Origin of the sequence: Primorskyibacter flagellatus (assembly GCF_014638275.1) — a bacterium.
GTDB lineage: Bacteria > Pseudomonadota > Alphaproteobacteria > Rhodobacterales > Rhodobacteraceae > Pseudooceanicola > Pseudooceanicola flagellatus_A.
On record NZ_BMFJ01000001.1, the window covers coordinates 179,305 to 203,532 of the forward strand.

Annotated in this window: 21 protein-coding genes, 1 tRNA gene and 1 pseudogene; 21 read left to right on the plus strand and 2 right to left on the minus strand. The window is 64.3% G+C overall.

What is annotated here, in order from left to right; genetic code table 11:
* The first annotated feature begins 63 nt into the window (after window positions 1-63).
* Both tuf and IEV87_RS00825 read left to right on the plus strand, forming a co-directional pair.
* On the plus strand, window positions 64-1,239 hold the full coding sequence (gene tuf / locus IEV87_RS00820; protein ID WP_188475742.1) for an elongation factor Tu: 1,176 nt from the start codon (window positions 64-66) through the stop codon (window positions 1,237-1,239).
* A gap of 222 nt (window positions 1,240-1,461) precedes the next feature.
* Window positions 1,462-2,442, plus strand: a complete 981-nt coding sequence (locus tag IEV87_RS00825; protein WP_188475743.1) for a zinc transporter ZntB — start codon at window positions 1,462-1,464, stop codon at window positions 2,440-2,442.
* Here the strand turns inward: IEV87_RS00825 and IEV87_RS00830 are convergent.
* Entirely contained in the window at window positions 2,437-3,201 is a 765-nt protein-coding gene (locus IEV87_RS00830) for a helix-turn-helix domain-containing protein (protein ID WP_188475744.1), read from the minus strand. The genes IEV87_RS00825 and IEV87_RS00830 overlap by 6 nt on opposite strands.
* Window positions 3,202-3,276: 75 nt before the next feature.
* On the opposite strand from IEV87_RS00830, the gene IEV87_RS00835 reads away from it, so the two are divergent.
* The 19 genes and pseudogenes from IEV87_RS00835 (at window position 3,277) to IEV87_RS00930 (ending at window position 23,239) form a co-directional block, all read left to right on the plus strand.
* Window positions 3,277-3,657: an MAPEG family protein gene (locus IEV87_RS00835; protein WP_188475745.1), complete on the plus strand. Its 381-nt coding sequence runs from the start codon at window positions 3,277-3,279 to the stop codon at window positions 3,655-3,657.
* Between the two features lie 101 nt (window positions 3,658-3,758).
* Window positions 3,759-3,834 (plus strand) — tRNA-Trp (locus IEV87_RS00840).
* A gap of 273 nt (window positions 3,835-4,107) precedes the next feature.
* Window positions 4,108-4,434, plus strand: coding sequence for a hypothetical protein (locus tag IEV87_RS00845; RefSeq protein WP_188475746.1), 327 nt, complete (start codon window positions 4,108-4,110; stop codon window positions 4,432-4,434).
* Between the two features lie 317 nt (window positions 4,435-4,751).
* Window positions 4,752-5,940 (plus strand): annotated as a pseudogene (locus IEV87_RS23055) (Hint domain-containing protein).
* Between the two features lie 191 nt (window positions 5,941-6,131).
* Window positions 6,132-6,323, plus strand: a complete 192-nt coding sequence (secE, locus tag IEV87_RS00860) for a preprotein translocase subunit SecE (RefSeq protein ID WP_188475748.1) — start codon at window positions 6,132-6,134, stop codon at window positions 6,321-6,323.
* 186 nt (window positions 6,324-6,509) lie between these two features.
* Complete coding sequence (nusG, locus tag IEV87_RS00865; RefSeq protein WP_188475749.1) at window positions 6,510-7,043, plus strand: transcription termination/antitermination protein NusG; 534 nt, start codon at window positions 6,510-6,512, stop codon at window positions 7,041-7,043.
* 145 nt (window positions 7,044-7,188) lie between these two features.
* Window positions 7,189-7,611: a cupin domain-containing protein gene (locus IEV87_RS00870; protein WP_188475750.1), complete on the plus strand. Its 423-nt coding sequence runs from the start codon at window positions 7,189-7,191 to the stop codon at window positions 7,609-7,611.
* Complete coding sequence (locus IEV87_RS00875) at window positions 7,611-8,108, plus strand: DUF4142 domain-containing protein (protein ID WP_188475751.1); 498 nt, start codon at window positions 7,611-7,613, stop codon at window positions 8,106-8,108. The genes IEV87_RS00870 and IEV87_RS00875 overlap by 1 nt, the downstream gene beginning before the upstream one ends.
* A 50-nt stretch (window positions 8,109-8,158) precedes the next feature.
* A complete protein-coding gene (locus IEV87_RS00880) occupies window positions 8,159-8,725 on the plus strand; it encodes a TetR/AcrR family transcriptional regulator (protein WP_188475752.1) in 567 nt (188 codons plus the stop codon).
* Window positions 8,726-8,935: 210 nt separating this feature from the next.
* Window positions 8,936-9,361 (plus strand): 50S ribosomal protein L11, encoded by a 426-nt coding sequence (rplK, locus tag IEV87_RS00885; protein WP_188475753.1) that lies wholly within the window; start codon window positions 8,936-8,938, stop codon window positions 9,359-9,361.
* A gap of 1 nt (window position 9,362) precedes the next feature.
* On the plus strand, window positions 9,363-10,061 hold the full coding sequence (rplA, locus tag IEV87_RS00890) for a 50S ribosomal protein L1 (protein ID WP_188475754.1): 699 nt from the start codon (window positions 9,363-9,365) through the stop codon (window positions 10,059-10,061).
* Between the two features lie 174 nt (window positions 10,062-10,235).
* The gene (locus tag IEV87_RS00895; protein WP_188475755.1) at window positions 10,236-11,390 is read left to right on the plus strand and encodes a Na/Pi symporter; all 1,155 of its coding nucleotides are present in this window, start codon (window positions 10,236-10,238) and stop codon (window positions 11,388-11,390) included.
* A 10-nt stretch (window positions 11,391-11,400) separates the two neighbouring features.
* Window positions 11,401-11,625, plus strand: coding sequence for a hypothetical protein (locus IEV87_RS00900; RefSeq protein WP_188475756.1), 225 nt, complete (start codon window positions 11,401-11,403; stop codon window positions 11,623-11,625).
* Between the two features lie 545 nt (window positions 11,626-12,170).
* A complete protein-coding gene (rplJ, locus tag IEV87_RS00905; protein WP_188475757.1) occupies window positions 12,171-12,683 on the plus strand; it encodes a 50S ribosomal protein L10 in 513 nt (170 codons plus the stop codon).
* Window positions 12,684-12,754: 71 nt separating this feature from the next.
* Entirely contained in the window at window positions 12,755-13,138 is a 384-nt protein-coding gene (rplL, locus tag IEV87_RS00910; RefSeq protein ID WP_188475758.1) for a 50S ribosomal protein L7/L12, read from the plus strand.
* Window positions 13,139-13,380: 242 nt separating this feature from the next.
* On the plus strand, window positions 13,381-17,517 hold the full coding sequence (gene rpoB / locus IEV87_RS00915; protein WP_188475759.1) for a DNA-directed RNA polymerase subunit beta: 4,137 nt from the start codon (window positions 13,381-13,383) through the stop codon (window positions 17,515-17,517).
* A 5-nt stretch (window positions 17,518-17,522) separates the two neighbouring features.
* Window positions 17,523-17,861 (plus strand): hypothetical protein, encoded by a 339-nt coding sequence (locus IEV87_RS00920; RefSeq protein WP_188475760.1) that lies wholly within the window; start codon window positions 17,523-17,525, stop codon window positions 17,859-17,861.
* A complete protein-coding gene (gene rpoC, locus IEV87_RS00925) occupies window positions 17,858-22,099 on the plus strand; it encodes a DNA-directed RNA polymerase subunit beta' (RefSeq protein ID WP_188475761.1) in 4,242 nt (1,413 codons plus the stop codon). Before IEV87_RS00920 ends, rpoC begins: the two co-directional genes overlap by 4 nt.
* A gap of 255 nt (window positions 22,100-22,354) precedes the next feature.
* Window positions 22,355-23,239 (plus strand): DMT family transporter, encoded by an 885-nt coding sequence (locus IEV87_RS00930; protein WP_188475762.1) that lies wholly within the window; start codon window positions 22,355-22,357, stop codon window positions 23,237-23,239.
* Here IEV87_RS00930 and IEV87_RS00935 read toward each other — a convergent pair.
* Complete coding sequence (locus IEV87_RS00935) at window positions 23,236-24,045, minus strand: putative rhamnosyl transferase (protein ID WP_188475763.1); 810 nt, start codon at window positions 24,043-24,045, stop codon at window positions 23,236-23,238. The genes IEV87_RS00930 and IEV87_RS00935 overlap by 4 nt on opposite strands.
* Window positions 24,046-24,228 lie beyond the last annotated feature (183 nt).

Consider the following 24,228-nt stretch of genomic DNA (forward strand, 5'->3'; position numbering starts at 1 on the left):
ATCGCCGCCGGAGTAGAACCGGGCTATTTGGCGGCCCCCCAAATCACGAGGCGCCTGAGGAAGATGGGAAAAGCAAAGTTTGAGCGCGGCAAGCCGCACTGCAACATCGGGACGATCGGTCACGTCGACCACGGGAAGACGACGCTGACGGCGGCGATCACGAAGTATTTCGGCGAATTCAAGGCCTACGACCAGATCGACGGCGCTCCGGAAGAAAAGGCGCGCGGGATCACGATCTCGACCGCGCACGTGGAATACGAGACCGAGGCACGCCACTACGCCCACGTCGACTGCCCCGGCCACGCCGACTACGTGAAGAACATGATCACCGGTGCGGCGCAGATGGACGGCGCGATCCTGGTGGTGAACGCCGCCGACGGCCCGATGCCCCAGACGCGCGAGCACATCCTGCTCGGCCGTCAGGTCGGCATCCCGGCGATGGTCGTGTTCATGAACAAGGTCGACCAGGTCGACGACGAGGAGCTGCTCGAGCTCGTCGAGATGGAAATCCGTGAGCTGCTGTCGGCCTACGACTTCCCGGGCGACGACATTCCGATCATTGCGGGCTCGGCGCTGGCCGCTCTCGAAGGTCGTGACGACGCGATCGGCGAAGCCAAGATCCGCGAGCTGATGGCCGCCGTGGACGAGTACATCCCGCAGCCGGCCCGTGCCGTGGACCAGCCGTTCCTGATGCCGATCGAAGACGTGTTCTCGATCTCGGGCCGTGGCACCGTGGTCACGGGGCGTGTCGAGCGTGGCGTCGTGAACGTCGGCGACGAACTGGAAATCGTCGGCATCAAGGCGACGCAGAAGACGACCTGCACCGGCGTGGAAATGTTCCGCAAGCTGCTGGACCGCGGGGAAGCCGGCGACAACATCGGCGCCCTGCTGCGCGGGATCGACCGTGAAGCTGTCGAGCGTGGCCAGGTTCTCTGCAAGCCGGGTTCGGTGAAGCCGCACACGAAGTTCGAGGCCGAGGCCTACATCCTGACCAAGGACGAAGGCGGCCGTCACACGCCGTTCTTCGCGAACTACCGCCCGCAGTTCTACTTCCGCACGACGGACGTGACCGGCACGGTTGTGCTTCCCGAGGGCACCGAGATGGTGATGCCGGGCGACAACCTGAAGTTCACGGTCGAGCTGATCGCCCCGATCGCGATGGAAGAGTCCCTGCGCTTCGCCATCCGCGAAGGCGGCCGCACGGTTGGTTCCGGCGTCGTTTCGAAGATCCTCGAGTAAGCGGCAAGCCAACGGCTTGTCGTCCGTGTGCGGCAGAGGTTGCAGCGACGGGGTGAGACCCCGCCCTACGGATCGGGGAACTGCGACGCCGCGCATGAAATAGCGGAGCGCCGGAAACGGCGCTCCTTTTTCTTTTCGGCGCCTCTGCGCGCCAATCCGCCTCTTTCCCTTGCTGCGCGATCCGCTACCATCCGTGGTGACACACAGACCGGACGCCACAAGATGACCCATGCGGATAGCCCCGTCCTGTTCTCCTACGCCCTGACCGGCCCCAGGGCCGGGCAACAGCTGCACGGTGAGGACATCGTGACCTGCCTGGAGGAGGAAACCCTGGGCTGGGTGCATCTGGATGCGGAGCATCCGGAGGCCGACGACTGGATCATCCGGCACATGCCCTATCTCGACGACACCGTTCCGCAGGCGCTGACCCAGCCCTGGACCCGGTCGCGCGCGGCGCGGATCGGCAACGGGGCGCTGGCGATCCTGCGCGGCGTGAACCTGAACGAGGGGAAGGACCCGGAGGACATGGTCGCCATCCGGATCTGGGCGGAGGCGGAACGGATCGTCACCATGTCGCGCCAGCGGGTCCGGTCGCTGGAGGATATCGCGGAGTCGATCACGCGGGGGGAGGGGCCGACCGGAACCGGCGAATTCCTTGCCGTGCTGGCAGAGCGGCTGAACGCGCGGATGGAGCCGCTGATCTCGGAGCTCGATACAGAGACGGATGCCCTGGAAACCCAGGTGATCGGCGACCCGGACCAGACCCTGCGCCATCGTATCGTGGCGATGCGGCTGCAGGTGATCGAACTGCGGCGCCACGCAGCCCCGCAGCGCGAGGCGCTGCTGCGGCTTGAACTGGACGACTATGCCTTCATGGACGACAACGACCGCCGCCATATCCACGAGGCGCGGGAAAAACTGACGCGGCTGGTCGAAAACCTGGACGAGATGAAGGACAGCCTCGCGGTCCTGCGAGAGGAACTTTCGGGCCATCTCTCGGACCGGCTGAACCGGCACATGTACATCCTGTCGATCCTGTCGGCGATCTTCCTGCCGCTCGGCTTCCTGACAGGGTTGCTGGGGATCAACGTGGGCGGCATGCCGGGGGCGGACGATCCGTCGGCCTTCTGGTATGTCGTCGGCGGGCTGGTTGTCGTGGTGCTGCTGCAGCTGTTGGTGTTGCGGCGCGCGCGCTGGTTATGACGGGGTGAGCGCGGTGGCGCTGTCGTCGTCCAGCGGCACGAACAGCTCGATCTCGTAGCCTTCGACCAGCGGGTCCTGAACCGTCATCAGCTGTCCGACCATGGAGGTCAGGCGCGCGCCGGTTCCGTCCGGGAACCGGAGGTCAACCGGCGTGAAGATCGGTGCCGCTCCGGGAATGGACCTGGGCAGGACGTCGAAGAGCCCCGCGGCCTTCAGACCGGCAAAGACCTCTTTCGCCTCGTCGTGGCGGGTCGCGGCCCATTGCAGGCGATAATAGAAATGTTCGGCGATATCGGGCCAGTTCACCACCATCGAGCGGTAGTCCGGCCGCATCATGATTTCTGCGAGATTGGCGGGGCGATTGCCGGTCTCGGGCAGGAAGGGCGCGAAGAGCGTCCGGAACGGCCGATTTGACCGCAGGATCGTCCAGGCCGGGTTCATGACGATTGCCGGAAAGGGCCAGTGGCGCAGGACGCAGCGCTCCATGGTGTCGAGCGCGGCGGTGATCTCGGGCGAGGCGGGGTCGCGGGCGGGATAGGCCTGGGGCAATCCGGCGGCGGCGAAGAGGTTGGAGCGCTGCGCGAGCGAGACGTTCAGTTCACGGCAGAGTCGGGTCACGAAATACGCAGTCGGCGCGGAGCGGCCGGTTTCCACGAAGGACAGGTGGCGCTGCGTCGTGCCAATCTGCAGGGCCATCTCTGCCTGGCTGAGGCCAAGCGCGCCGCGCATGTCCCGCAGTACCTGTCCGAAAGCCGTCATCATTCCTCCTGAGGGAATTGGTCCGATACCCTCGGCAGGATAGGTCGGGGGCGTCGCATCATGAAAGGAAAAATGATGGTATTCTGGATAATTGCTGGTGTTGCGGTGCACTACATCGCGGTCTTTCTTCCGGCTCTGTTCGTGCTGGCGGGGCTTGGTCTGGGCGGCTACCTCGGCAGCCGGGACGCGGAGCCCGCGCCGGGCCCGCATCACGGCCGGGCACAGCGGGCGCTTCGCAACGCGCAGGAGAACTTTGCCCCCTTTGTCGCGCTGGCCCTTCTGACGCTGGTGGTGCCAGGGGCGGATGCTGGCCTCGCGACAACCGGGGCGGCGGTTTACGTCCTGGCGCGGCTGGCCTACCTGCCGCTCTACCTGCTTGCCGTGCCGGTGCTGCGCTCCATCGCGTGGACGGCCGGGTTCGCCGGGCTGATCCTGATCGCGGCGGCGCTGGTCTGAGGGGCAGGGGAAGAGGAACATGACGACGGCCGGGAAAATCGACGGGCGCAGAAATCCCGCTTGATCTTGGCCCTCTGCTGCCCTATCCCACGGCACGGCCTAGGGGTATAGCTCAGTTGGTAGAGCATCGGTCTCCAAAACCGAGGGTCGCGGGTTCGAGTCCTGCTGCCCCTGCCAGTCCTCCATACAATCAGCGCGGCCTGTCGTGACGGGCGTTTGCGGCGACACGGCGTGAGCCTGCCCAATCGTATGGCGGTCATTGGCGTTCGGGGTTGCCGTATGCGACTGATTGTCGTGCTTGTGGCGACATTCCCGGTTTCCCGATGGATTGCGGATCACGGTGAAACGATTGGACGCGTTTTGCGCAATGACAGGGTTGTTTGGTTTATTTGGTTGTGCATAGCGTTCTGATAACAAGTCGTTTTTGGTATTCTTGAGAAAGCGTTCAGCATGCCCGTTTCGTCCGGCCCCGTTGCGTCGATCACCTGGGGCACCGCCCTTCCGGACCCGCATGTGACCGTCTATTTCGTCCCCTCGGGCGACACGCTTGGCGGCTACTCCTCTGAGGGGATCTCGGCCTATGAGATCGCGCAGTTCGAGGCGCTGTTCGACGTGGTTTCGGCCGTCACCAACGTGACCTTCGAGATCGTCGCTGACCCGGATGCGGTGTTCCGTATCCTTGTGGATGACGACGAGGTGCTGGGCGAATTCGACGGCATGATGGGCCGCCGGGAGAAGCGAACGCCGGGGAGGGCATCTTCAACCGGGAAGGCGTGATCCGGGCGCCGGGCGGCGCGCTGGACCAGGGCGGCTATGACTTCATGGTTTTCACGCACGAGTTCATGCACGCCATGGGGCTGTCGCATCCGCATGACGACGGGGGCGGGTCGCCGATCATGAACGGGGTCGACGATGCCTTTGACGATTATGGCGATCACGATCTGAACCAGGGCACCTACACGGTGATGACATACAACAACGGCTTCTTCACCGGCACGCCGGGGAGCGGGCCGGACCCGGATCACCTTTATGGCTACGAGGCCGGTCCGATGGCACTGGACATCGCCGTGCTGCAAAGCCTGTACGGCGCGAACATGACCACCGCGACCGGGGACAACGTCTATCTTCTGCCCGACGCCAATGTGGCGGGCACGAAATGGGTGGCCATCTGGGATTCGGGCGGCGCGGACGAGATCCGGTACGATGGCGGGCGGGATGCGGTGATCGACCTGCGGTCGGCAACGCTGCTGTACGAACCGGGCGGCGGTGGCTGGGTGTCCTCCGCCGACGGTATTGCGGGCGGGTATACAATCGCCAACGGCGTGGTGGTGGAGGCCGCGACCGGCGGATCCGGTGACGACATTCTCACTGGGAACGACGCCGGGAACGTGCTTTCGGGACGCGGTGGAGCGGACTGGATCAGGGGCAACGGCGGGGAGGACACCGTGCTCGGCGGGGCGGGGAACGACACGCTCTTCGGTGGCGCGGGGGCGGATGAGGTGTCGGGCGGGTCGGGGGACGACCTGTTCCTGCATGACCTGCGCACCGACGCTTTCGGCGATGAGGTCCGCGGCGGCGACGGCGCGGATGATCACGATGTGCTGGACCTGCGGGGGCATGGTCCGTTCCGGATCACCAGGCTGAAGGACGACCCGCAAGACGAGGGAGCGCAGCGCGGGACGGTCGAATTCCTTGACGGCGCGGGCGACGTCGAGGGAACGCTGGATTTCAGCGGGATCGAGACGATCCAGCTGTGCTTTGCGCCCGGAATCGCTTTGTTGACCCCGTCGGGAGAAAAGCCGGTGGAGGAGATCGCCGCCGGCGACCGGGTCGTCACGCGGGACAATGGCACCCAGACTGTCCGGTGGCTCGGGCGGGACGTGGTATCTGCGCACGCCATGCGCGCCGGTGCGCGACATGGTGGTATCGGCCAACCACCGGATCCTGCTGTCGGGCAGCCGGCCCGAACTGCTGTTTTCGGAAAGCGAGGTTCTGGTCGCGGCCAAGCATCTGGTCGGCCAGCCCGGGATCGAGCGGATCCTGCCGGAGGGGGAGGGCGCGCTGATCCACGTCGTGTTCGACCGGCACGAGATCGTGCTGGGCGACGGCTGCTGGAGCGAGAGCTTCCTGCCCGACCCGTGGTCGATCGCCGGTATGGGCCGGGCGGCGCGGGGCGAGATCATCGGGATGTTCCCCGAACTGGCGTCGCGTCCGGGGGCGGAGTTGTTCCGCGCGGCGCGGCGCGACCTGCGCCGGGCGGAGGCGGGGCTGGTTCTGGCCTGACGGACCTTCGCCGAGGGGCGGCGGGCGGTCCGGGGGCCTTGCCCCCCCGCCCTCCGGGCGTCCCCCAGGATATTTTGGAAACCAAAGAGCCGCTGCGGTGCTGCTTGAAATCGCCGGGAGCTGCGGTTATGTGACCGGACGGTTGCACGGGTCCCTGTCAGGTCCGGGCCAAGACGAGACGGAGACCCGACGTGGCTAATCCCATCCAGTTCATCAACCAGACCCGGTCGGAAATTGCCAAGATCAGCTGGCCGACCCGGCGCGAGGTGCTGCTGACCACCGTGATGGTCTTCATCATGGCGGCGCTGACGGCGCTGTTCTTCGCGCTGGTCGATCTGCTGATCCGCAGCGGTCTGCAGGGCCTGCTGAGCATCTTCGGCTGAGCCTGTGCGGCGGGGCGGGCGGTGAAAGCCTTGCCTTGGCCGGGACAAATGGGTAGGTGACGCCCTATTCCCCCGACATGACGCGCGTCGATTCGAGCCCGCGCGTCGCTTTGTCTTTGGGGCAGGGCCTTCGGGCCCCTGACGGAACTCTCCGGCGTGGCCGGAACGGACAAGGATGTACGCGAGATGGCGAAGCGGTGGTACTCGGTCAGTGTTCTCTCGAACTTCGAGAAGAAGATTGCCGAGCAGATCCGGACCTCGGTCGCCGAGAACGGCCTTGAGGACGAGATCGAGGAAGTGCTGGTCCCGACCGAAGAGGTCATCGAGATCCGCCGCGGCAAGAAGGTCACGACCGAACGCCGCTTCATGCCCGGCTACGTGCTGGTACGGATGGAGATGTCGGACCGCGGCTATCACCTGATCAACTCGATCAACCGGGTGACCGGGTTCCTCGGTCCGCAGGGCCGTCCGATGCCGATGCGCGATGCGGAGGTGTCCGCGATCCTGGGCCGCGTGGCCGAGGGCGAGGAAGCGCCGCGCACGCTGATCCATTTCGAGGTCGGCGAGAAGGTGAAGGTCAACGACGGCCCGTTCGAGGACTTCACCGGCATGATCGAGGAAGTGGACGACGACAACCAGCGCCTGAAGGTGTCGGTGTCGATCTTCGGCCGGGAGACTCCGGTGGAGCTGGAATATACCCAGGTCACCAAGCAGGCCTGAGGCTTTCCAACATCGCAACGGATCGGGGCGGGTCGCAGGACCCGCCTTTTTTGTCGCGTGACGATTGGCTAACAAAGGGGTTGTAGAATCAACCTAACGATAGGTAGTCTGAATTTGCCGAATGGTCGGCATTTCAGGAGTACCCATGATCACACGTTTTCTTTCCCCGATCCTTGCCGCCGCGCTGCTGGTCCAGCCGGCCCTTGCCGACATGACGACCGCGCGTACGCCCGCGTCCGACGTGACCTGGCTGGACACACCCTTCGGCGTGCATGCCGCCCCGGTGCACGGCGATTTCACCAAGGGCGCGCATGTCACCTTCGTGAGGTTCAAGGCCGGGCAGGCGACTCCGGTGCATATCCACAGCCACGAATATACCGGCATCATCGTATCGGGTGTCGGTCGGCACTACGAACCCGACAAGCCGGAAACCGAGGTGGACCTGCCTGCCGGGTCGACCTGGTACATCGGGGCGAATGTGCCGCATATCTCGGCCTGCAACGCGCGCTCCGACTGCGTGTTCGCGCTGATCCAGGACGAACCTTTCGACTACGTGGAAGGCATGTGATGCTGCGCGGCGCATTTGTCGCCGCGCTGCTGGCGGGGGCTCCGGCCCTTGCCGGCGATGCGGAGCTGTTTGCGGCCTACGACCGGGCGAACAGCATGGATATCGAGACGGCGGAGCTTGGCGCGGTGCGCGGGCATGACCCCCGGGTCCGCGCGCTGGCGGTCATGGTGCTGCGGGACCATGCCGGGGTGCGGCAACTGGCACGGGATCTCGCTTCCGGGGCCGGTATAAGCTTTGACGCCGGCGCCCTGCCTGACGATCATGGTGCCACGCTTGCCCGGCTGGAGGCGCTCTCCGGCCCCGCCTTCGACATGGCCTACCTCAGGCATGAGGCGCGGTTCCACGCCAGGGCCATCGCCGCGGTAAAGGGAGAGATCCTGCCAGCGGCCGCGCTTCCTGCGCTGCGGGATCATCTCGCGGCGGTGCTGCCCCACTTCGAGCATCACCTGGCTGAGACGCTTGCCACCGCAAAGGCGCTTGGCTACGAGGTCGAATGATCTTTCGTTCGGGGGGCTCCGGTCCCCCGGACCTGACCGACGGGCACCGCATGGACACTGCAGACCGCATCCTGACCACGGCCGAGGAGCTGATGCAGACCCGCGGGTACAACGGGTTTTCCTATCAGGACCTCGCAGACGCGATCGGGATCCGGAAGCCATCGCTCTATCATCATTTTCCCAGCAAGGCCGATCTGGGTCGTGCGGTTATCGGCGCGTATCGGGACCGGATGCGGCGGGTGGCGGATCAGCTGGACGCGGTGGAGGGGATCGATCCCGTGTCCGCACTGACGCTTTATCTCGAGCCGATGCTTGAGATCGGGCGGCGGCCCGGGGCGGCCTGTCTATGCGGGGTGCTGGGGAGCGAGTTCTCGGCCATGCCGGAGGAGATGCAGGCCGAGGTGACGGCGTTCTTCGAGGAACATCTGGATTTCCTCGAGCGGCTGCTGGCCCGGGGCCGGGCCGAGGCGGCCTTCCGGTTCGAGGCGGAACCGCGGGCGGTGGCCCGGCTGGCCCTGTCGCTGATTGAGGGGGCGATGATCCTCAAACGCTCCATCGACGACAGGACGCTGGTCGGTGAGACGGTCGGGACGCTGACGGGCCTGCTCAGGGGGTGAGACCGGATTGGCTGTTGCCTTGCGGGGCTGTTGGGGCTATGTGCCACGTCTCATGCCGGGTCTCCGATTCCGGCATGTTCATTCGTGGGAGGCAAAGGCACGCGCGCCGGAGCCGGACCACGCAGACATATCCCGAAGGGCGCGCCCGGAGGGAGAGGCGCAGGGCGGGCGATGACCCCGTAGCTGGCGCGATGACAAAGGAGATGGCCGATGGCCAAGAAACTGATCGGCAGCCTCAAGCTGCAGGTGCCTGCCGGGCAGGCAAACCCGTCCCCGCCGGTTGGCCCCGCCCTGGGTCAGCGCGGGATCAACATCATGGAATTCTGCAAGGCGTTCAACGCCAAGACGCAGGAGATGGAGGCCGGTGCGCCGTGCCCGACTGTGATTTCCTATTATCAGGACAAGTCCTTCACGATGGAAATCAAGACGCCGCCGGCGTCCTATTACCTGAAGAAGGCCGCCAAACTGAAATCCGGCGCCAAAAACCCGGGCAAGGAAACCGCCGGTACGGTCTCCATCGCTCAGGTCAAAGAGATCGCCGAGGCGAAGATGCGCGACCTGAACGCGAACTCGGTCGAGGCCGCGATGCAGATCATCCTGGGCTCCGCCCGTTCCATGGGCATCGAGGTTAAGTAAGATGGCAAAGCTTGGAAAACGTACCGCCGCCGCGCGCGAAGCCTTTGCCGGCAAGGAAGAGATCTCGGTCGAGGAAGCCGTTGCCCTGATCAAGGCCAACGCCAAGGCGAAGTTCGACGAGACCGTCGAGATCTCCATGAACCTGGGCGTCGACCCGCGTCACGCCGACCAGATGGTCCGTGGCGTCGTCGGCCTGCCGAACGGCACCGGCAAAGATGTGCGCGTCGCCGTCTTCGCCCGTGGCCCCAAGGCTGACGAGGCGCAGGCCGCAGGGGCCGACATCGTCGGTGCCGAAGACTTGATGGAGACCATCCAGTCCGGCAAGATCGAGTTCGACCGCTGCATCGCGACGCCGGACATGATGCCGATCGTCGGCCGCCTGGGCAAAATCCTCGGCCCGCGCAACCTGATGCCGAACCCGAAGGTCGGGACCGTGACCATGGATGTCGCCGACGCCGTCAAGGCGGCGAAGGGCGGCGAGGTCCAGTTCAAGGCCGAGAAGGCCGGTGTGGTGCATGCCGGTGTCGGCAAGGCGTCGTTCGACGACGCCAAGCTGGCCGAGAACATCCGCGCCTTCGTGGACGCGGTTTCCAAGGCGAAACCGGCGGGCGCCAAGGGCACCTACATGAAGAAGGTGTCGCTGTCCTCCACCATGGGGCCGGGCGTGTCGGTGTCGATCGAAAGCGCCACCGGGAACTGATCCCGGGCCACGGATTACTGTCGGAAGGGGCGGGCCTGCGGGTCCGCCCTTTTCTTTGTGACAGGGGAATGACGTTTCGCGTGCGATATGCGCAGGTCCGGGTGGATCGCGAATGTCACATTCACGACTCCTGTTTTCCCGACCCTTCCACCGGTTGCAAACGGGGGTTGTCACATGGTGGATACCAATCAGGCGCAGGACAGCGCCGAAATCCGGGGCGCGCGCGGCGGCTGGATTCAGTGGGTCATGGTGGCGGGGCTGATCTATCTGCTGATCTGCGCCGTCGGTCTGATCGGGTCGGGGTTCAAGCTGGCGACAGGGGATCAGGCGAAGGAGCTGTTCGCCTTCGCCACCAATCCCTTCGCCGGGCTGGTGGTGGGGACGGTGGCGACGGCGCTGATCCAGTCGTCCTCGACAGTCACGTCGATCATCGTGGGGCTGGTCGCGGGCGGCCTGCCGGTGGAGGTCGCGGTGCCGATGGTGATGGGGGCCAATATCGGCACCTCGATCACCAATACCATCGTTTCGCTTGGCCATGTGCGCGAGAAGAAGGAGTTCGCCCGGGCGTTTTCCGCTGCCACGGTGCACGACTTCTTCAACCTGCTCTCGGTCGTCATCTTCCTGCCGCTGGAGATCGCCTTCGGCCTGCTGGAGAAGATGGGCGCGGCGCTGGCCGGGGTCTTCACCGTATCGGATGCGGACATGGGCGGCGTGAACTTCGTCAAGGCCGCAACGGCTCCGGTTACCAAGACGATCGAAGGCGTCCTGACGCCCATGGGGTCGACCGCCGGGGGGATCGCGCTGATCGTCGTCGGGATCGTGATGATCTTCCTGTCGATCCATTATGTCGGCAAGCTGCTCAAGGCGCTGATGGTCGGCAAGGCCAAGGACATCATGCATACGGCCATTGGCAAGGGTCCGATCTCGGGCATCTTCTCGGGCACCTTGGTGACGGTTCTGGTGCAGTCGTCGTCGACAACCACATCGCTGATGGTGCCCCTGGCAGGGTCTGGGGCCTTCGGGCTGAAGCAGATCTACCCCTTCACACTCGGGGCCAACATTGGCACCTGCATCACCGCGCTTCTGGCGGCGACGGCGGTGTCGGGCAATGCGGAGGCGGCGCTGCAGATCGCCTTCATCCATCTGACCTACAACGTGCTCGGCGTGCTGTTCATCTTCGGCCTGCCGTTCCTGCGCTACCTGCCGGTGAAGTCTGCCGAGTGGCTGGGCGCGACGGCGTCAGAGAACAAGATGGTCGCGCTGGTGTATGTCCTGGGTGTGTTCTTCGTCGTGCCGGGGCTCTGCCTTGGCGTTACCAGCCTGGTCTGAGGAGGTCTCCATGTCTGACATCAAAATCATGCCCAAGGACAAGCTGCGGGCGCTGATCGGGGATACCGAGGAAACGCTGGCCGAGCTGAAGGCCGAGATGGAGCGGCGGGACGAGGCCGACCAGGCGCGGGAGATCGAGAACCTTGAAGAGCATATGAAGAACGCGGAGCTGAGCCTCCAGACCATCCGCGACTTCTTCCGGCACCTGGTCGAGGACATGAAGTCGCGCGGCTGACCTGACGACTGGTCCCGGGAAGGTTTGGGGGGCGGTTCCCTGGTGTCGCCCCCCGGCGCGTTATGGCAGCCAGATCCTGAGAAGTTGGGGGAGTTGTCAGGCCCGGCTGGCCGTCTGGCAGGGAGGTATCTGCCGTCCACCGACGCTGTGCAGCGCCTTGTTAAATAATTTCGTGCGCATTGCGGAATTTTGCGTTATACTTGGCGAAGTTGCCGCGTGCTGCCGGTGCCTCCCGAAGGTGCCGTTCCGCGCATCACGGATTGTGAACCGTTTTGGTCTTCACAATCCCTTTCGGATTCTCTAAGACGCGCACTTGTCGATTTGCTCCGGATTCGGAGTGTTCGGCGATTCGTCCGAGACGGCGGGTTGGAGCGATCCTGTAATTCCTGCCTGAGACGGGTAAGACCCAGATTTCTTCGGCCGCTCTCAGTCGAGCGTTCCGGGGCGAAATTGGACGGACCCGTAAGGACCCGCATAGTCGGGGCTTTGTTGTCCCGGCTTAACTGAGCCGGAGGGTCTGACCCTCCACTACTTGGAGTGAAACTGTGGATAGAGCCCAGAAAGAGAAAGTGGTCGAGGAACTCGGCCAGATCTTCGAAAGCTCTGGCGTTGTGGTGGTTGCCCACTACACCGGTCTCACGGTTGCAGAGATGCAGACACTGCGCGCAAAGGCTCGTGAAGCCGATGCAAGCGTCCGCGTCGCCAAGAACAGGCTCGCCAAGATCGCCCTGGACGGAAAGCCCTGCGAAAGCATCGGCTCGCTCCTGACGGGGATGACCGTACTTACCTTTTCCGAGGACCCCGTCGCAGCAGCGAAGGTGGCCGAGGACTTCGCCAAGGACAACAAGAAGTTTGAAATCCTTGGCGGGGCTATGGGTGAGACGGCCCTGGACCGCGCCGGCGTCGAAGCCGTGTCGAAGATGCCGTCCCGCGAGGAGCTTATCGCCTCCATCGTCGGCTGCATCGGCGCACCCGCTTCGAATATCGCCGGGGCCATTGGCGCACCTGCTTCGAACATCGCCTCCATCCTGTCCACGATCGAGGACAAGGCGGCGTAAGCAACCCGAGATACGGCGTAGGGTTGAACACCCATGCGTTGGAACACATCTAAAGATACGGAAACAGTAAAATGGCTGATCTGAAGAAACTGGCTGAAGAGATCGTCAACCTGACGCTGCTCGAAGCACAAGAACTGAAAACCATCCTGAAAGACGAGTACGGCATCGAGCCCGCAGCTGGCGGCGCTGTCATGATGGCGGGCCCGGCAGCTGGCGGCGACGCCGGCGCAGCCGAGGAAGAAAAGACCGAGTTCGACGTCATCCTGAAGTCGGCCGGCGCGTCCAAGATCAACGTGATCAAGGAAGTCCGCGGCATCACCGGTCTGGGCCTGAAAGAAGCCAAGGACCTGGTCGAAGCCGGTGGCAAGGCCGTCAAGGAAGGCGTGTCGAAAGCCGAAGCCGACGACATCAAGGCGAAGCTGGAAGCAGCCGGCGCCGAAGTCGAAGTCAAGTAATTGCAACCGGGCGCATCCGCCCGGTGGTAATTTCAAGGCTGGATCCGGGAAATCCGGGTCCAGCCGAACCTGTCTCAGAGAGGGCTTTTGCGTGAAGCCCTGCCTAAGGCGAGGTTCGGATCGGGAGGCCGCCGTTCGGGAAGGTGGCCAGGCATGGATCCGAAACCCCCTGTTTCTAAGGGCGCAGTACCGGGGCCCGACGGTACCTGCACCCCGACGTGAAACGAAAGGTGACTTACGTCATGGCTCAGACCTTCCTTGGTCAGAAACGTCTGCGGAAATACTATGGTAAAATCCGCGAAGTCCTTGAAATGCCGAACCTCATCGAGGTTCAGAAAGCCTCCTACGATCTTTTCCTGAAATCCGGTGACCAGCTGCAGCCGACCGACGGCGAAGGCATCATGGGCGTGTTCCAGTCCGTGTTCCCGATCAAGGATTTCAACGAGACCTCAATTCTCGAATTCGTGCGCTACGAGCTCGAGAAGCCGAAATACGATGTCGAGGAATGCCAGCAGCGCGACATGACCTATTCGGCACCGCTGAAGGTCACGCTGCGCCTGATCGTGTTCGATGTCGACGAGGATACCGGCGCGAAGTCGGTCAAGGACATCAAGGAACAGGACGTCTTCATGGGCGACATGCCCCTGATGACCCCGAACGGCACGTTCATCGTGAACGGGACCGAACGCGTCATCGTGAGCCAGATGCACCGCTCCCCGGGCGTGTTCTTCGATCATGACAAGGGCAAGACGCACAGCTCGGGCAAGCTGCTGTTCGCCTGCCGCATCATTCCGTACCGCGGGTCCTGGCTGGATTTCGAATTCGACGCCAAGGACATCGTCTTCGCACGGATCGACCGCCGCCGGAAGCTTCCGGTGACGACGCTGCTCTACGCGCTTGGCATGGATCAGGAAGGCATCATGGATGCCTATTACAACACGGTCGACTACACGCTTCGCAAGGGGCAGGGCTGGGTCACGAAGTTCTTCCCGGAGCGCGTGCGCGGCACCCGACCGACCTATGACCTCGTGGACGCGGACAGCGGCGAGGTCATCGCGGAGGCGACCAAGAAGATCACCCCGCGCGCGGTGAAGAAGCTGATCGACGAAGGCAACGTCAAGAACCTGCTGGTGCCCTTCGACCGCATCGTCGGCAAGTTCGTCGCCAAGGACATCATCAACGAGGAAACCGGCGCGATCTATGTCGAGGCCGGGGACGAGCTGACCCTGGAATACGACAAGGACGGCGAAGTCACGGGCGGCACCATTCAGGACCTGCTGGATGCCGGCGTGACGGAGATCCCGGTGCTCGACATCGATAACGTCTCGGTCGGGCCGTACATCCGCAACACCATGGCCGCGGACAAGAACATGAACCGCAACTCCGCGCTCATGGACATCTACCGCGTCATGCGCCCGGGTGAACCGCCGACCGTCGAGGCGGCCTCGGCCCTGTTCGACACGCTGTTCTTCGACAGCGAGCGGTATGATCTCTCGGCCGTGGGCCGGGTGAAGATGAACATGCGTCTGGCACTGGATGCCGAGGACACCGTGCGCACGCTGCGCAAGGAAGACATCGTTGCCTGCGTCAAGGCGCTGGTCGACCTGCGCGACGGCAAGGGCGAAGTGGACGACATCGACCACCTCGGCAACCGTCGCGTGCGGTCTGTCGGCGAGCTGATGGAGAACCAGTACCGTGTCGGCCTGCTCCGGATGGAGCGGGCGATCAAGGAACGCATGTCCTCGGTCGAAATCGACACGGTGATGCCGCAGGACCTGATCAACGCCAAGCCGGCGGCGGCTGCGGTGCGCGAATTCTTCGGCTCCTCGCAGCTGTCGCAGTTCATGGACCAGACTAACCCGCTGTCGGAAGTATCGCACAAGCGGCGCCTGTCGGCCCTCGGGCCGGGCGGTCTGACCCGCGAACGCGCCGGTTTCGAGGTGCGCGACGTTCACGCCACGCACTACGGCCGGATGTGCCCGATCGAAACGCCGGAAGGCCCGAACATCGGCCTGATCAACAACCTCGCGACCTTCGCGCGGGTGAACAAGTACGGCTTCATCGAAACCCCGTACCGCAAGGTCAAGGACGGGCAGGTGACGGACGAAGTCCGCTACATGTCCGCCACGGAAGAGATGCGCCATACGGTGGCACAGGCGAACGCCAATCTCGACGAGAACGGGCGCTTCGTGAATGAACTGGTCAACACGCGCCAGTCCGGCGAATACACGCTTGCGCCGAACGAGACGGTCGACCTGATCGACGTTTCGCCCAAGCAGCTGGTGTCGGTCGCGGCCTCGCTCATCCCGTTCCTCGAGAACGACGACGCGAACCGCGCGCTCATGGGATCGAACATGCAGAAGCAGGCGGTGCCGCTTCTCCAGGCCGAGGCTCCGCTGGTCGGGACCGGGATCGAGGGCATCGTCGCCCGCGACTCCGGCGCGGCCATCGTGGCGCGGCGCGGCGGGATCATCGACCAGGTCGATGCCAGCCGTATCGTGATCCGGGCGACCGAGGATCTGGAACTGGGCGACGCCGGTGTGGACATCTACCGGATGCGCAAGTTCCAGCGGTCCAACCAGAACACCTGCATCAACCAGCGTCCGCAGGTGAAGGTCGGTCAGACCGTCGCCAAGGGCGAGGTTATCGCGGACGGTCCGTCGACGGACATGGGGGAACTGGCGCTCGGCAAGAACGTCGTCGTCGCCTTCATGCCGTGGAATGGTTACAACTATGAAGACTCCATCCTGATCTCCGAGCGGATTGCCCGTGACGACGTCTTCACCTCGGTCCATATCGAGGAATTCGAAGTCGCCGCGCGTGACACGAAGCTCGGGCCGGAAGAGATCACCCGCGACATCCCGAACGTCGGTGAGGAAGCCCTGCGCAACCTCGACGAAGCCGGGATCGTCTACATCGGTGCCGATGTGGAGCCGGGCGACATCCTTGTCGGCAAGATCACTCCGAAGGGCGAAAGCCCGATGACGCCGGAGGAGAAACTGCTCCGCGCGATCTTTGGTGAAAAGGCTTCGGACGTGCGTGACACCTCGCTGCGGGTGAAGCCAGGCGACTACGGTACCGTCGTGGAAGTGCGGGTCTTCAACCGTCACGGCGTCGAAAAGGACGAACGTGCGCTGCAGATCGAGCGTGAGGAAATCCAGCGTCTCGGCCGTGACCGGGACGACGAGCTGGCGATCCTCGACCGCAACATCTACGCCCGTCTCCGCGATCTCATCATCGGCAAGGTGGCCGTGAAGGGGCCGAAGGGGATCAAGGCGAATTCGACCATCGATGAAGAGCTTCTGGCCTCTCTGCCGCGCTCGCACTGGTGGCAGCTGGCCCTCGCCGAGGATCAGGACGCCCAGATCGTCGAGGCCCTGAACGAGCAGTACGAGGTGCAGAAACGCGCGCTCGACGCCCGCTTCGAGGACAAGGTCGAAAAGGTCCGCCGCGGCGACGACCTGCCGCCGGGCGTGATGAAGATGGTGAAGGTCTTCATCGCCGTGAAGCGCAAGCTTCAGCCGGGCGACAAGATGGCCGGCCGTCACGGGAACAAGGGCGTGATTTCGCGCGTGGTGCCGATGGAGGACATGCCGTTCCTCGCCGACGGTACCCCGGTCGACTTCTGCCTCAACCCGCTTGGCGTGCCGTCGCGCATGAACGTCGGCCAGATCCTCGAAACCCACATGGGCTGGGCCTCCCGCGGGCTTGGCATCCAGGTGGACGAGGCGCTTGAGCAGTACCGCCGCTCGGGCGACATGACCCCGGTGCGCGATGCGCTCAAGATCGTCTATGGCGATGACGTCTACGACGAGGGCTTCGCGTCCATGGAAGACGACCTCGTGATCGAGGCGGCGGGCAACGTGACCCGCGGCGTTCCGATCGCGACGCCGGTCTTCGACGGCGCGAAGGAGAGCGACGTGAACGAGGCGCTCGGCAAGGCCGGGTTCGACACCTCGGGCCAGTCGATCCTTTACGATGGCCGCACGGGCGAACAGTTCGCGCGTCCGGTCACCGTGGGCGTGAAGTACCTGCTCAAGCTGCACCACCTCGTGGACGACAAGATCCACGCGCGCTCGACCGGGCCTTACAGCCTTGTCACGCAGCAGCCGCTTGGTGGTAAGGCGCAGTTCGGCGGTCAGCGTTTCGGGGAAATGGAGGTCTGGGCCCTGGAAGCCTATGGTGCCGCCTACACCCTGCAGGAAATGCTGACGGTGAAGTCGGACGACGTCGCGGGCCGGACCAAGGTCTATGAATCGATCGTCAAGGGCGAGGACAACTTCGAGGCGGGCGTTCCCGAGAGCTTCAACGTGCTCGTCAAGGAAGTCCGCGGCCTCGGCCTGAACATGGAACTCCTGGACGCGGAGGGTGAGGAATAAGCCTCATGGTCTCGCAGGTCCACGCGCTGCTCATTCCCTTCGTCCTCGCCGGGTGTTGCGACAACGGCGAGGGCGGAACGGGTCTCTGCCATGCGACTGTCGAAGAACAGCGCATCGACGGATGGCACGTCATGACATCGTCCTACGGTCCCACGGGCCGGAAGATGTCTGAGAGACTAGCGCTGAAGACCTGCGGGCTTCCCCCCAATGCCGATCCATCGCTCGTCAAGTTCCGTGACGAGCTTACCTACATAGATACCGACGGGACGAAGCAGCAGTACGTGATCATGGACATCGATCAGCACTTCTTCAAATGCCCGGAGCCTGGAAAGGACGCCCAATGAACCAGGAACTGACCAACAACCCGTTCAACCCGCTGACCCCGCAGAAGACCTTTGACGAGATCAAGGTCTCTCTCGCGTCGCCCGAGCGGATCCTCTCTTGGTCCTACGGTGAGATCAAGAAGCCCGAAACCATCAACTACCGCACCTACAAGCCCGAGCGCGACGGCCTGTTCTGCGCCCGTATCTTCGGGCCGATCAAGGACTACGAGTGCCTCTGCGGCAAGTACAAGCGGATGAAATATCGCGGCGTCGTCTGCGAGAAATGCGGCGTGGAAGTCACGCTGCAGAAGGTCCGCCGCGAGCGCATGGGCCACATCGAACTGGCCGCCCCCGTCGCGCATATCTGGTTCCTCAAGTCGCTTCCGTCCCGGATCGGCCTGCTGCTGGACATGACGCTGCGTGACCTCGAGCGGGTGCTCTACTTCGAGAACTACGTCGTGATCGACCCGGGTCTCACCGATCTCACCGAAGGTCAGATGATGACCGAGGAAGAGTTCATGGACGCCCAGGACGCCTTTGGCGGCGACGCCTTCCAGGCGAACATCGGTGCTGAAGCGATCCGCGAGATGCTGGCGAAGATCGACCTCGAGTCCGAGGCCGAGCACCTGCGCGCGGAACTGGCCGAAGCGACCGGTGAACTGAAGCCCAAGAAGATCATCAAGCGGCTCAAGGTCGTGGAATCCTTCCTGGAATCCGGCAACCGTCCGGAGTGGATGATCCTGACCGTGATCCCGGTCATCCCGCCGGAACTGCGCCCGCTGGTTCCGCTGGACGGCGGCCGCTTTGCGACCTCCGACCTGAACGACCTGTATCGCCGCGTCATCAACCGGAACAACCGCCTCAAGCGGCTGATCGAACTGCGCGCGCCCGACATCATCGTCCGCAACGAAAAGCGGATGCTTCAGGAATCCGTCGACGCGCTGTTCGACAACGGCCGGCGCGGCCGCGTCATCACGGGCCAGAACAAGCGGCCGCTGAAGTCGCTGTCGGACATGCTCAAGGGCAAGCACGGCCGCTTCCGCCAGAACCTTCTGGGCAAGCGCGTCGACTTCTCGGGCCGTTCGGTCATCGTGACCGGTCCGGAGCTGAAGCTGCACCAGTGCGGCCTGCCGAAGAAGATGGCGCTCGAACTGTTCAAGCCGTTCATCTACTCGCGGCTCGAGGCCAAAGGTCTGTCCTCCACCGTGAAGCAGGCGAAGAAGCTGGTCGAAAAAGAGCGTCCGGAGGTCTGGGACATCCTCGACGAGGTCATCCGAGAGCACCCGGTTCTGCTGAACCGCGCTCCCACGCTGCACCGTCTCGGGATCCAGGCGTTCGAACCCACGCTGATCGAAGGCAAGGCGATCCAGCTGCACCCGCTCGTCTGCTCGGCTTTCAACGCCGACTTCGACGGGGACCAGATGGCCGTTCACGTGCCGCTTTCGCTGGAAGCCCAGCTTGAAGCCCGCGTGCTGATGATGTCGACGAACAACGTTCTGTCGCCCGCCAACGGCGCGCCGATCATCGTTCCGTCGCAGGACATGATCCTTGGCCTTTACTACACGACCATCGAACGGGCCGGCATGAAGGGCGAAGGCATGACCTTCGCCTCGATCGAAGAAGTCCAGTACGCGCTGGATTCCGGTGCCGTGCACCTGCACTCGAAGATCACCGCGCGGATTCCGCAGATCGACGAAGAGGGCAACGAGGTCATGATGCGGTTCGAAACGACTCCGGGCCGCGTGCGGCTTGGCGCGCTTCTGCCGATGAACGCGAAGGCTCCGTTCTCCCTGGTCAACCGTCTGCTGCGCAAGCGCGAAGTCCAGCAGGTCATCGACACCGTCTATCGCTACTGCGGCCAGAAAGAGTCGGTGATCTTCTGCGACCAGATCATGTCCATGGGCTTCAAGGAGGCCTTCAAGGCCGGCATCTCCTTCGGCAAGGACGACATGGTCATCCCCGACAACAAGTGGGACCTGGTCGAAGAGACGCGCGAGCAGGTGAAGGACTTTGAACAGCAGTACATGGACGGCCTGATCACCCAGGGCGAAAAGTACAACAAGGTCGTGGATGCCTGGTCGAAGTGTAACGACAAGGTCACGGAGGCGATGATGTCGACCATCTCCGCCGCCAAGACCGACGAGGGCGGGGCCGAACAGGAACCGAACTCCGTCTACATGATGGCCCACTCCGGGGCACGGGGTTCCGTGACCCAGATGAAACAACTGGGCGGGATGCGCGGCCTGATGGCGAAGCCGAACGGCGACATCATCGAGACGCCGATCATCTCGAACTTCAAGGAAGGCCTGACCGTGCTGGAGTACTTCAACTCCACCCACGGGGCCCGGAAGGGTCTGTCGGACACGGCACTGAAGACGGCGAACTCGGGTTACCTGACCCGTCGTCTGGTGGACGTGGCGCAGGACTGCATCATCCGTGAGGTTGATTGCGGCACCGACCGTGCCGTGACCGCCGAAGCGGCGGTGAACGACGGCGAGGTCGTGGCGACCATCGGCGAGCGTGTGCTGGGCCGTGTCGCGGCCGAGGACGTGCTGCGCCCCGGGACCGACGAAATCCTCGTCTCCCGCGGGACGCTGATCGACGAGCGGCTGGCCGACATGATCGAGGACGCGCATGTGCAGTCAATGCGCATCCGGTCGCCGCTGACCTGCGAGGCCGAGGACGGCGTCTGCGCGGCCTGCTACGGTCGTGACCTGGCACGCGGCACGATGGTGAACCAAGGCGAGGCCGTGGGCATCATCGCGGCGCAGTCCATCGGTGAACCCGGCACGCAGCTGACGATGCGGACCTTCCACATCGGCGGCGTGGCGCAGGGTGGCCAGCAGTCGTTCCTTGAGGCTTCGGTCGACGGGACGGTGGCGTTCGAATACCCGCAGCTGCTCGAGAATGCCTCGGGCGAGATGCTGGTGATGGGACGCAACATGAAGCTGCGTATCCTCGACGAGGCCGGTGCCGAACGGGCGAGCCACAAGCTCGGCTACGGCACCAAGGTCTTCGTCAAGGAAGGCCAGAAGATCACCCGCGGCACCAAGCTGTTCGAATGGGACCCGTACACCCTGCCGATCATCGCCGAGAAGGGCGGTCAGGTGCGCTATGTCGACCTCGTCTCCGGTATCGCCGTGCGCGAAGATACCGACGAGGCGACCGGCATGACGCAGCGGATCGTCGCGGACTGGCGCGGGTCGCCCAAGGGCAACGAGCTGAAGCCGGAGATCCTGATCCTCGACGCGGACGGCGAACCCGTGCGCAACGAGGCGGGCAACCCGGTGACCTACCCGATGTCGGTGGACGCGATCCTGTCGGTCGAGGACGGGCAGGACATCAAGGCCGGCGACGTCGTCGCGCGTATCCCGCGCGAAGGTGCCAAGACCAAGGACATCACCGGGGGTCTTCCCCGCGTGGCGGAACTGTTCGAGGCGCGTCGTCCCAAGGACCACGCCATCATCGCGGAGATCGACGGCTACGTCCGCTTCGGGCGCGACTACAAGAACAAGCGCCGTATTGCGATCCAGCCGGCGGACGAAAGCCTCGAGCCCGTGGAATACATGGTGCCTAAGGGCAAGCACATCCCGGTGCAGGAAGGCGACTTCGTGCAGAAGGGCGACTACATCATGGACGGCAACCCGGCGCCGCATGACATCCTGGCCATCATGGGTGTCGAGGCGCTGGCTGACTACATGATCAACGAGGTGCAGGACGTCTATCGCCTTCAGGGCGTGAAGATCAACGACAAGCACATCGAGGTCATCGTGCGCCAGATGCTCCAGAAGTGGGAGATCTCGGAATCCGGCGATACCGTTCTGCTCAAGGGCGAAACGGTCGACAAGATCGAGTTCGACGAGGCGAATGCCAAGGCGCTGGCCCGCAACGGTCGTCCGGCGGAGGGTCAGCCGATCCTTCTCGGCATCACCAAGGCATCGCTGCAGACCCGGTCCTTCATCTCGGCCGCGTCGTTCCAGGAAACCACGCGCGTGCTGACCGAGGCTTCGGTTCAGGGCAAGCGGGACAAGCTGGTTGGCCTGAAGGAAAACGTCATCGTCGGGCGCCTGATCCCGGCGGGGACGGGCGGGGCGACGCAGCGCGTGCGCCGGATCGCCTCGGACCGCGACAACGTCGTGCTGGAAGCGCGCCGCGAGGAGGCCGAACAGGTCGCCGCCCTGGCCGCGCCGATTGTCGACGACGTGGTCGGCGGGGACGAGTTCGACACGCTGATCGAGACGCCGGAAAGCCGGGATTGATCCTGTCCTGACGGACTTATGGGGCCTCCGGGAAACCGGGGGCCCTTTTTGTTTGTCGTGCGGGGGGCGCTGCCCCCGGCGCGTGCCGCGCCTCCCCCGGGATATTTCGGGCAAGATGAAAGTGCGGCCTCCGGTTTCTTTGGGCTTGCAAATATCGATCGACACCGGTCCGTCGCGGACGGGTCGGGTGTGACGTGGAGGGCTTTCCATTACCCCTCGGGCGTGCCATGGCAGGGCAGGGCGACGGGGGCGGGCATGGTCAACGACAATACGCGGGCGGCGGGGATCATGGTAATCTCCATGGCGCTGTTCACGCTGAACGACACCTTCATGAAACTGCTGGCGGGCGAGGTGTCCCTGTTCCAGATCCTGACGCTCAGGAACGCGCTGGTGACGACGATCCTGCTGGTGCTGGCCTGGCGGACGGGCGCGTTCCGGGTCGGGCTGTCGCGCCGCGATCTGCGGCTTGCCGTGACGCGGGGACTGGCGGAATGCGTCACTGCCTATTTCTTCCTGACCGCGCTGTTCAACATGCCGCTGGCGAATGTGACCGCCGTTCTGCAGTCCGCCCCGCTGGCGGTCGTGCTCGCCGCCGCGCTTTTCATGGGAGAACCGGTCGGGATCCGGCGCATCTCGGCCGTGGTCATCGGGTTCTGCGGGGTGCTGCTGATCCTGCGACCGGGGCCGGAAGGGTTCAACATCTACGCGCTGTACTGCCTGATCGCCGTCGGCTGCATCACCGTGCGCGACCTGGTCACCCGAAAGCTGTCGCATGAGGCGCCGGTGTTCCTGGTCACGGCGATCACCTCGGGCATGGTCTGTTTCTTCTTCGGTGTGATGAGCCTTGGCGTGGAGTGGGTGGCGCTGACGGCGCGCAGCGGGGGGCTGATCGGAGGCGCCGTGGTTGTGGTCGTCGGGGCCTATATCGCGTCGGTCCAGGCGATGCGGATCGGCGAGGTCAGCTTTGTCTCTCCGTTCCGCTACAGTTCGCTCCTCTGGGCGCTGTTGCTGGGGTTCGTCGCGTTCGGCGAATGGCCCGAGCCCGCGACGCTGGCCGGTGCGGCGATTGTCGTGGGGTCCGGTGTCTATTCGTTCTGGCGGGAATCCCGGCTGGCGCGGCGCAGGGCGCACTCCGCCTAGAGCGGTGCGGAGAAGACGCGGCGGATCGCGTCGGCATCCACGGCAAAGCGGGTGCGGAACTCTTCTTCCTCGGGCTTCGTCAGGGGCGTGACCTCGAAGGACTTCACCGGTTTCTGGCGGCTGTCGTTCCAACCGTTGTGGGTGCGCACCCACATGTGCGGGTCGGTGAAGGTGACGGCGGGAGTAAACTGGGGCAGGCGTTCGTGCATGAAGTTCATGATGGTCAGCGTATCCCCGGCGCGGACATGCATCCCCATGGCCGCCGGGTAGAACGGCCGGTAGAGCGAACCGGCGGCGATGCCGCTGGCCGACATCTCGGCGATGTAGCCGCGGTTCCAGTCGAAGGTCACGGCGCGGTGGCGGGCGCAGACCGGGTAGGTTTCCTCGGCCACGCGGCGGAGCTGTTCGATGAAGTCGAGAGAGAAGGCGTCGTCGTCGTCGTGGCGGAACTGCAGGCAGGGTTCGTTGCGGGAAGCGCGGGTGTCGTTCAGCAGCTCCTTCATCACCTCACGGTGGTTGCGCGGCGGCTGCGCCTCGATCCGGACCTGGGGGATGTCGGCGGTCAGCGCCTCGAGCCGGCGCCGGTGCCGGGAGGGGAGCTGGTCGCCGATGACGATGATGAGCTCGAAATCCGGGTCGGTCTGGTAGCGGATGCAGGGCAGGGCCACGGTTTCCATCAGGCGGAACCTTTCCTCCAGCCGGTGTTCGGCATAGAGGAAGGCGATGCGGTCCTCGACGGTGTCGTGTTCGACCTGGAAACCGCCAAGCGCAGGGTAGGAAAAGCGGCACAACCCGATGACCTGCATGGCGTTAACCCACCTCTCCGCTCTGCCCGACCCGTCGCGTCACGATGTCAGGACAGGGTGGGCAAGGCAAGGCCGGGAAGGGGAGGGGGCTTGTTGACAACCCTGGCGACTCTGCGTATACGCGCGCCAATCGGCTGAGGGGATAGCCCCGCCGCCTATCGAATCGAAGTGGTCAAGATCCGG

What these genes read in the sequence shown, in the direction of transcription:
- tuf (WP_188475742.1), top strand. Translation starts at nt 64, where the DNA reads ATGGGAAAAGCAAAGTTTGAGCGCGGCAAGCCGCACTGCAACATCGGG.
- IEV87_RS00825 (WP_188475743.1), top strand. Translation starts at nt 1,462, where the DNA reads ATGACCCATGCGGATAGCCCCGTCCTGTTCTCCTACGCCCTGACCGGC.
- IEV87_RS00830 (WP_188475744.1), bottom strand. Translation starts at nt 3,201, where the DNA reads ATGACGGCTTTCGGACAGGTACTGCGGGACATGCGCGGCGCGCTTGGC.
- IEV87_RS00835 (WP_188475745.1), top strand. Translation starts at nt 3,277, where the DNA reads ATGGTATTCTGGATAATTGCTGGTGTTGCGGTGCACTACATCGCGGTC.
- IEV87_RS00845 (WP_188475746.1), top strand. Translation starts at nt 4,108, where the DNA reads ATGCCCGTTTCGTCCGGCCCCGTTGCGTCGATCACCTGGGGCACCGCC.
- nusG (WP_188475749.1), top strand. Translation starts at nt 6,510, where the DNA reads ATGGCGAAGCGGTGGTACTCGGTCAGTGTTCTCTCGAACTTCGAGAAG.
- IEV87_RS00870 (WP_188475750.1), top strand. Translation starts at nt 7,189, where the DNA reads ATGATCACACGTTTTCTTTCCCCGATCCTTGCCGCCGCGCTGCTGGTC.
- IEV87_RS00875 (WP_188475751.1), top strand. Translation starts at nt 7,611, where the DNA reads ATGCTGCGCGGCGCATTTGTCGCCGCGCTGCTGGCGGGGGCTCCGGCC.
- IEV87_RS00880 (WP_188475752.1), top strand. Translation starts at nt 8,159, where the DNA reads ATGGACACTGCAGACCGCATCCTGACCACGGCCGAGGAGCTGATGCAG.
- rplK (WP_188475753.1), top strand. Translation starts at nt 8,936, where the DNA reads ATGGCCAAGAAACTGATCGGCAGCCTCAAGCTGCAGGTGCCTGCCGGG.
- rplA (WP_188475754.1), top strand. Translation starts at nt 9,363, where the DNA reads ATGGCAAAGCTTGGAAAACGTACCGCCGCCGCGCGCGAAGCCTTTGCC.
- IEV87_RS00895 (WP_188475755.1), top strand. Translation starts at nt 10,236, where the DNA reads ATGGTGGATACCAATCAGGCGCAGGACAGCGCCGAAATCCGGGGCGCG.
- IEV87_RS00900 (WP_188475756.1), top strand. Translation starts at nt 11,401, where the DNA reads ATGTCTGACATCAAAATCATGCCCAAGGACAAGCTGCGGGCGCTGATC.
- rplL (WP_188475758.1), top strand. Translation starts at nt 12,755, where the DNA reads ATGGCTGATCTGAAGAAACTGGCTGAAGAGATCGTCAACCTGACGCTG.
- rpoB (WP_188475759.1), top strand. Translation starts at nt 13,381, where the DNA reads ATGGCTCAGACCTTCCTTGGTCAGAAACGTCTGCGGAAATACTATGGT.
- IEV87_RS00920 (WP_188475760.1), top strand. Translation starts at nt 17,523, where the DNA reads ATGGTCTCGCAGGTCCACGCGCTGCTCATTCCCTTCGTCCTCGCCGGG.
- rpoC (WP_188475761.1), top strand. Translation starts at nt 17,858, where the DNA reads ATGAACCAGGAACTGACCAACAACCCGTTCAACCCGCTGACCCCGCAG.
- IEV87_RS00930 (WP_188475762.1), top strand. Translation starts at nt 22,355, where the DNA reads ATGGTCAACGACAATACGCGGGCGGCGGGGATCATGGTAATCTCCATG.
- IEV87_RS00935 (WP_188475763.1), bottom strand. Translation starts at nt 24,045, where the DNA reads ATGCAGGTCATCGGGTTGTGCCGCTTTTCCTACCCTGCGCTTGGCGGT.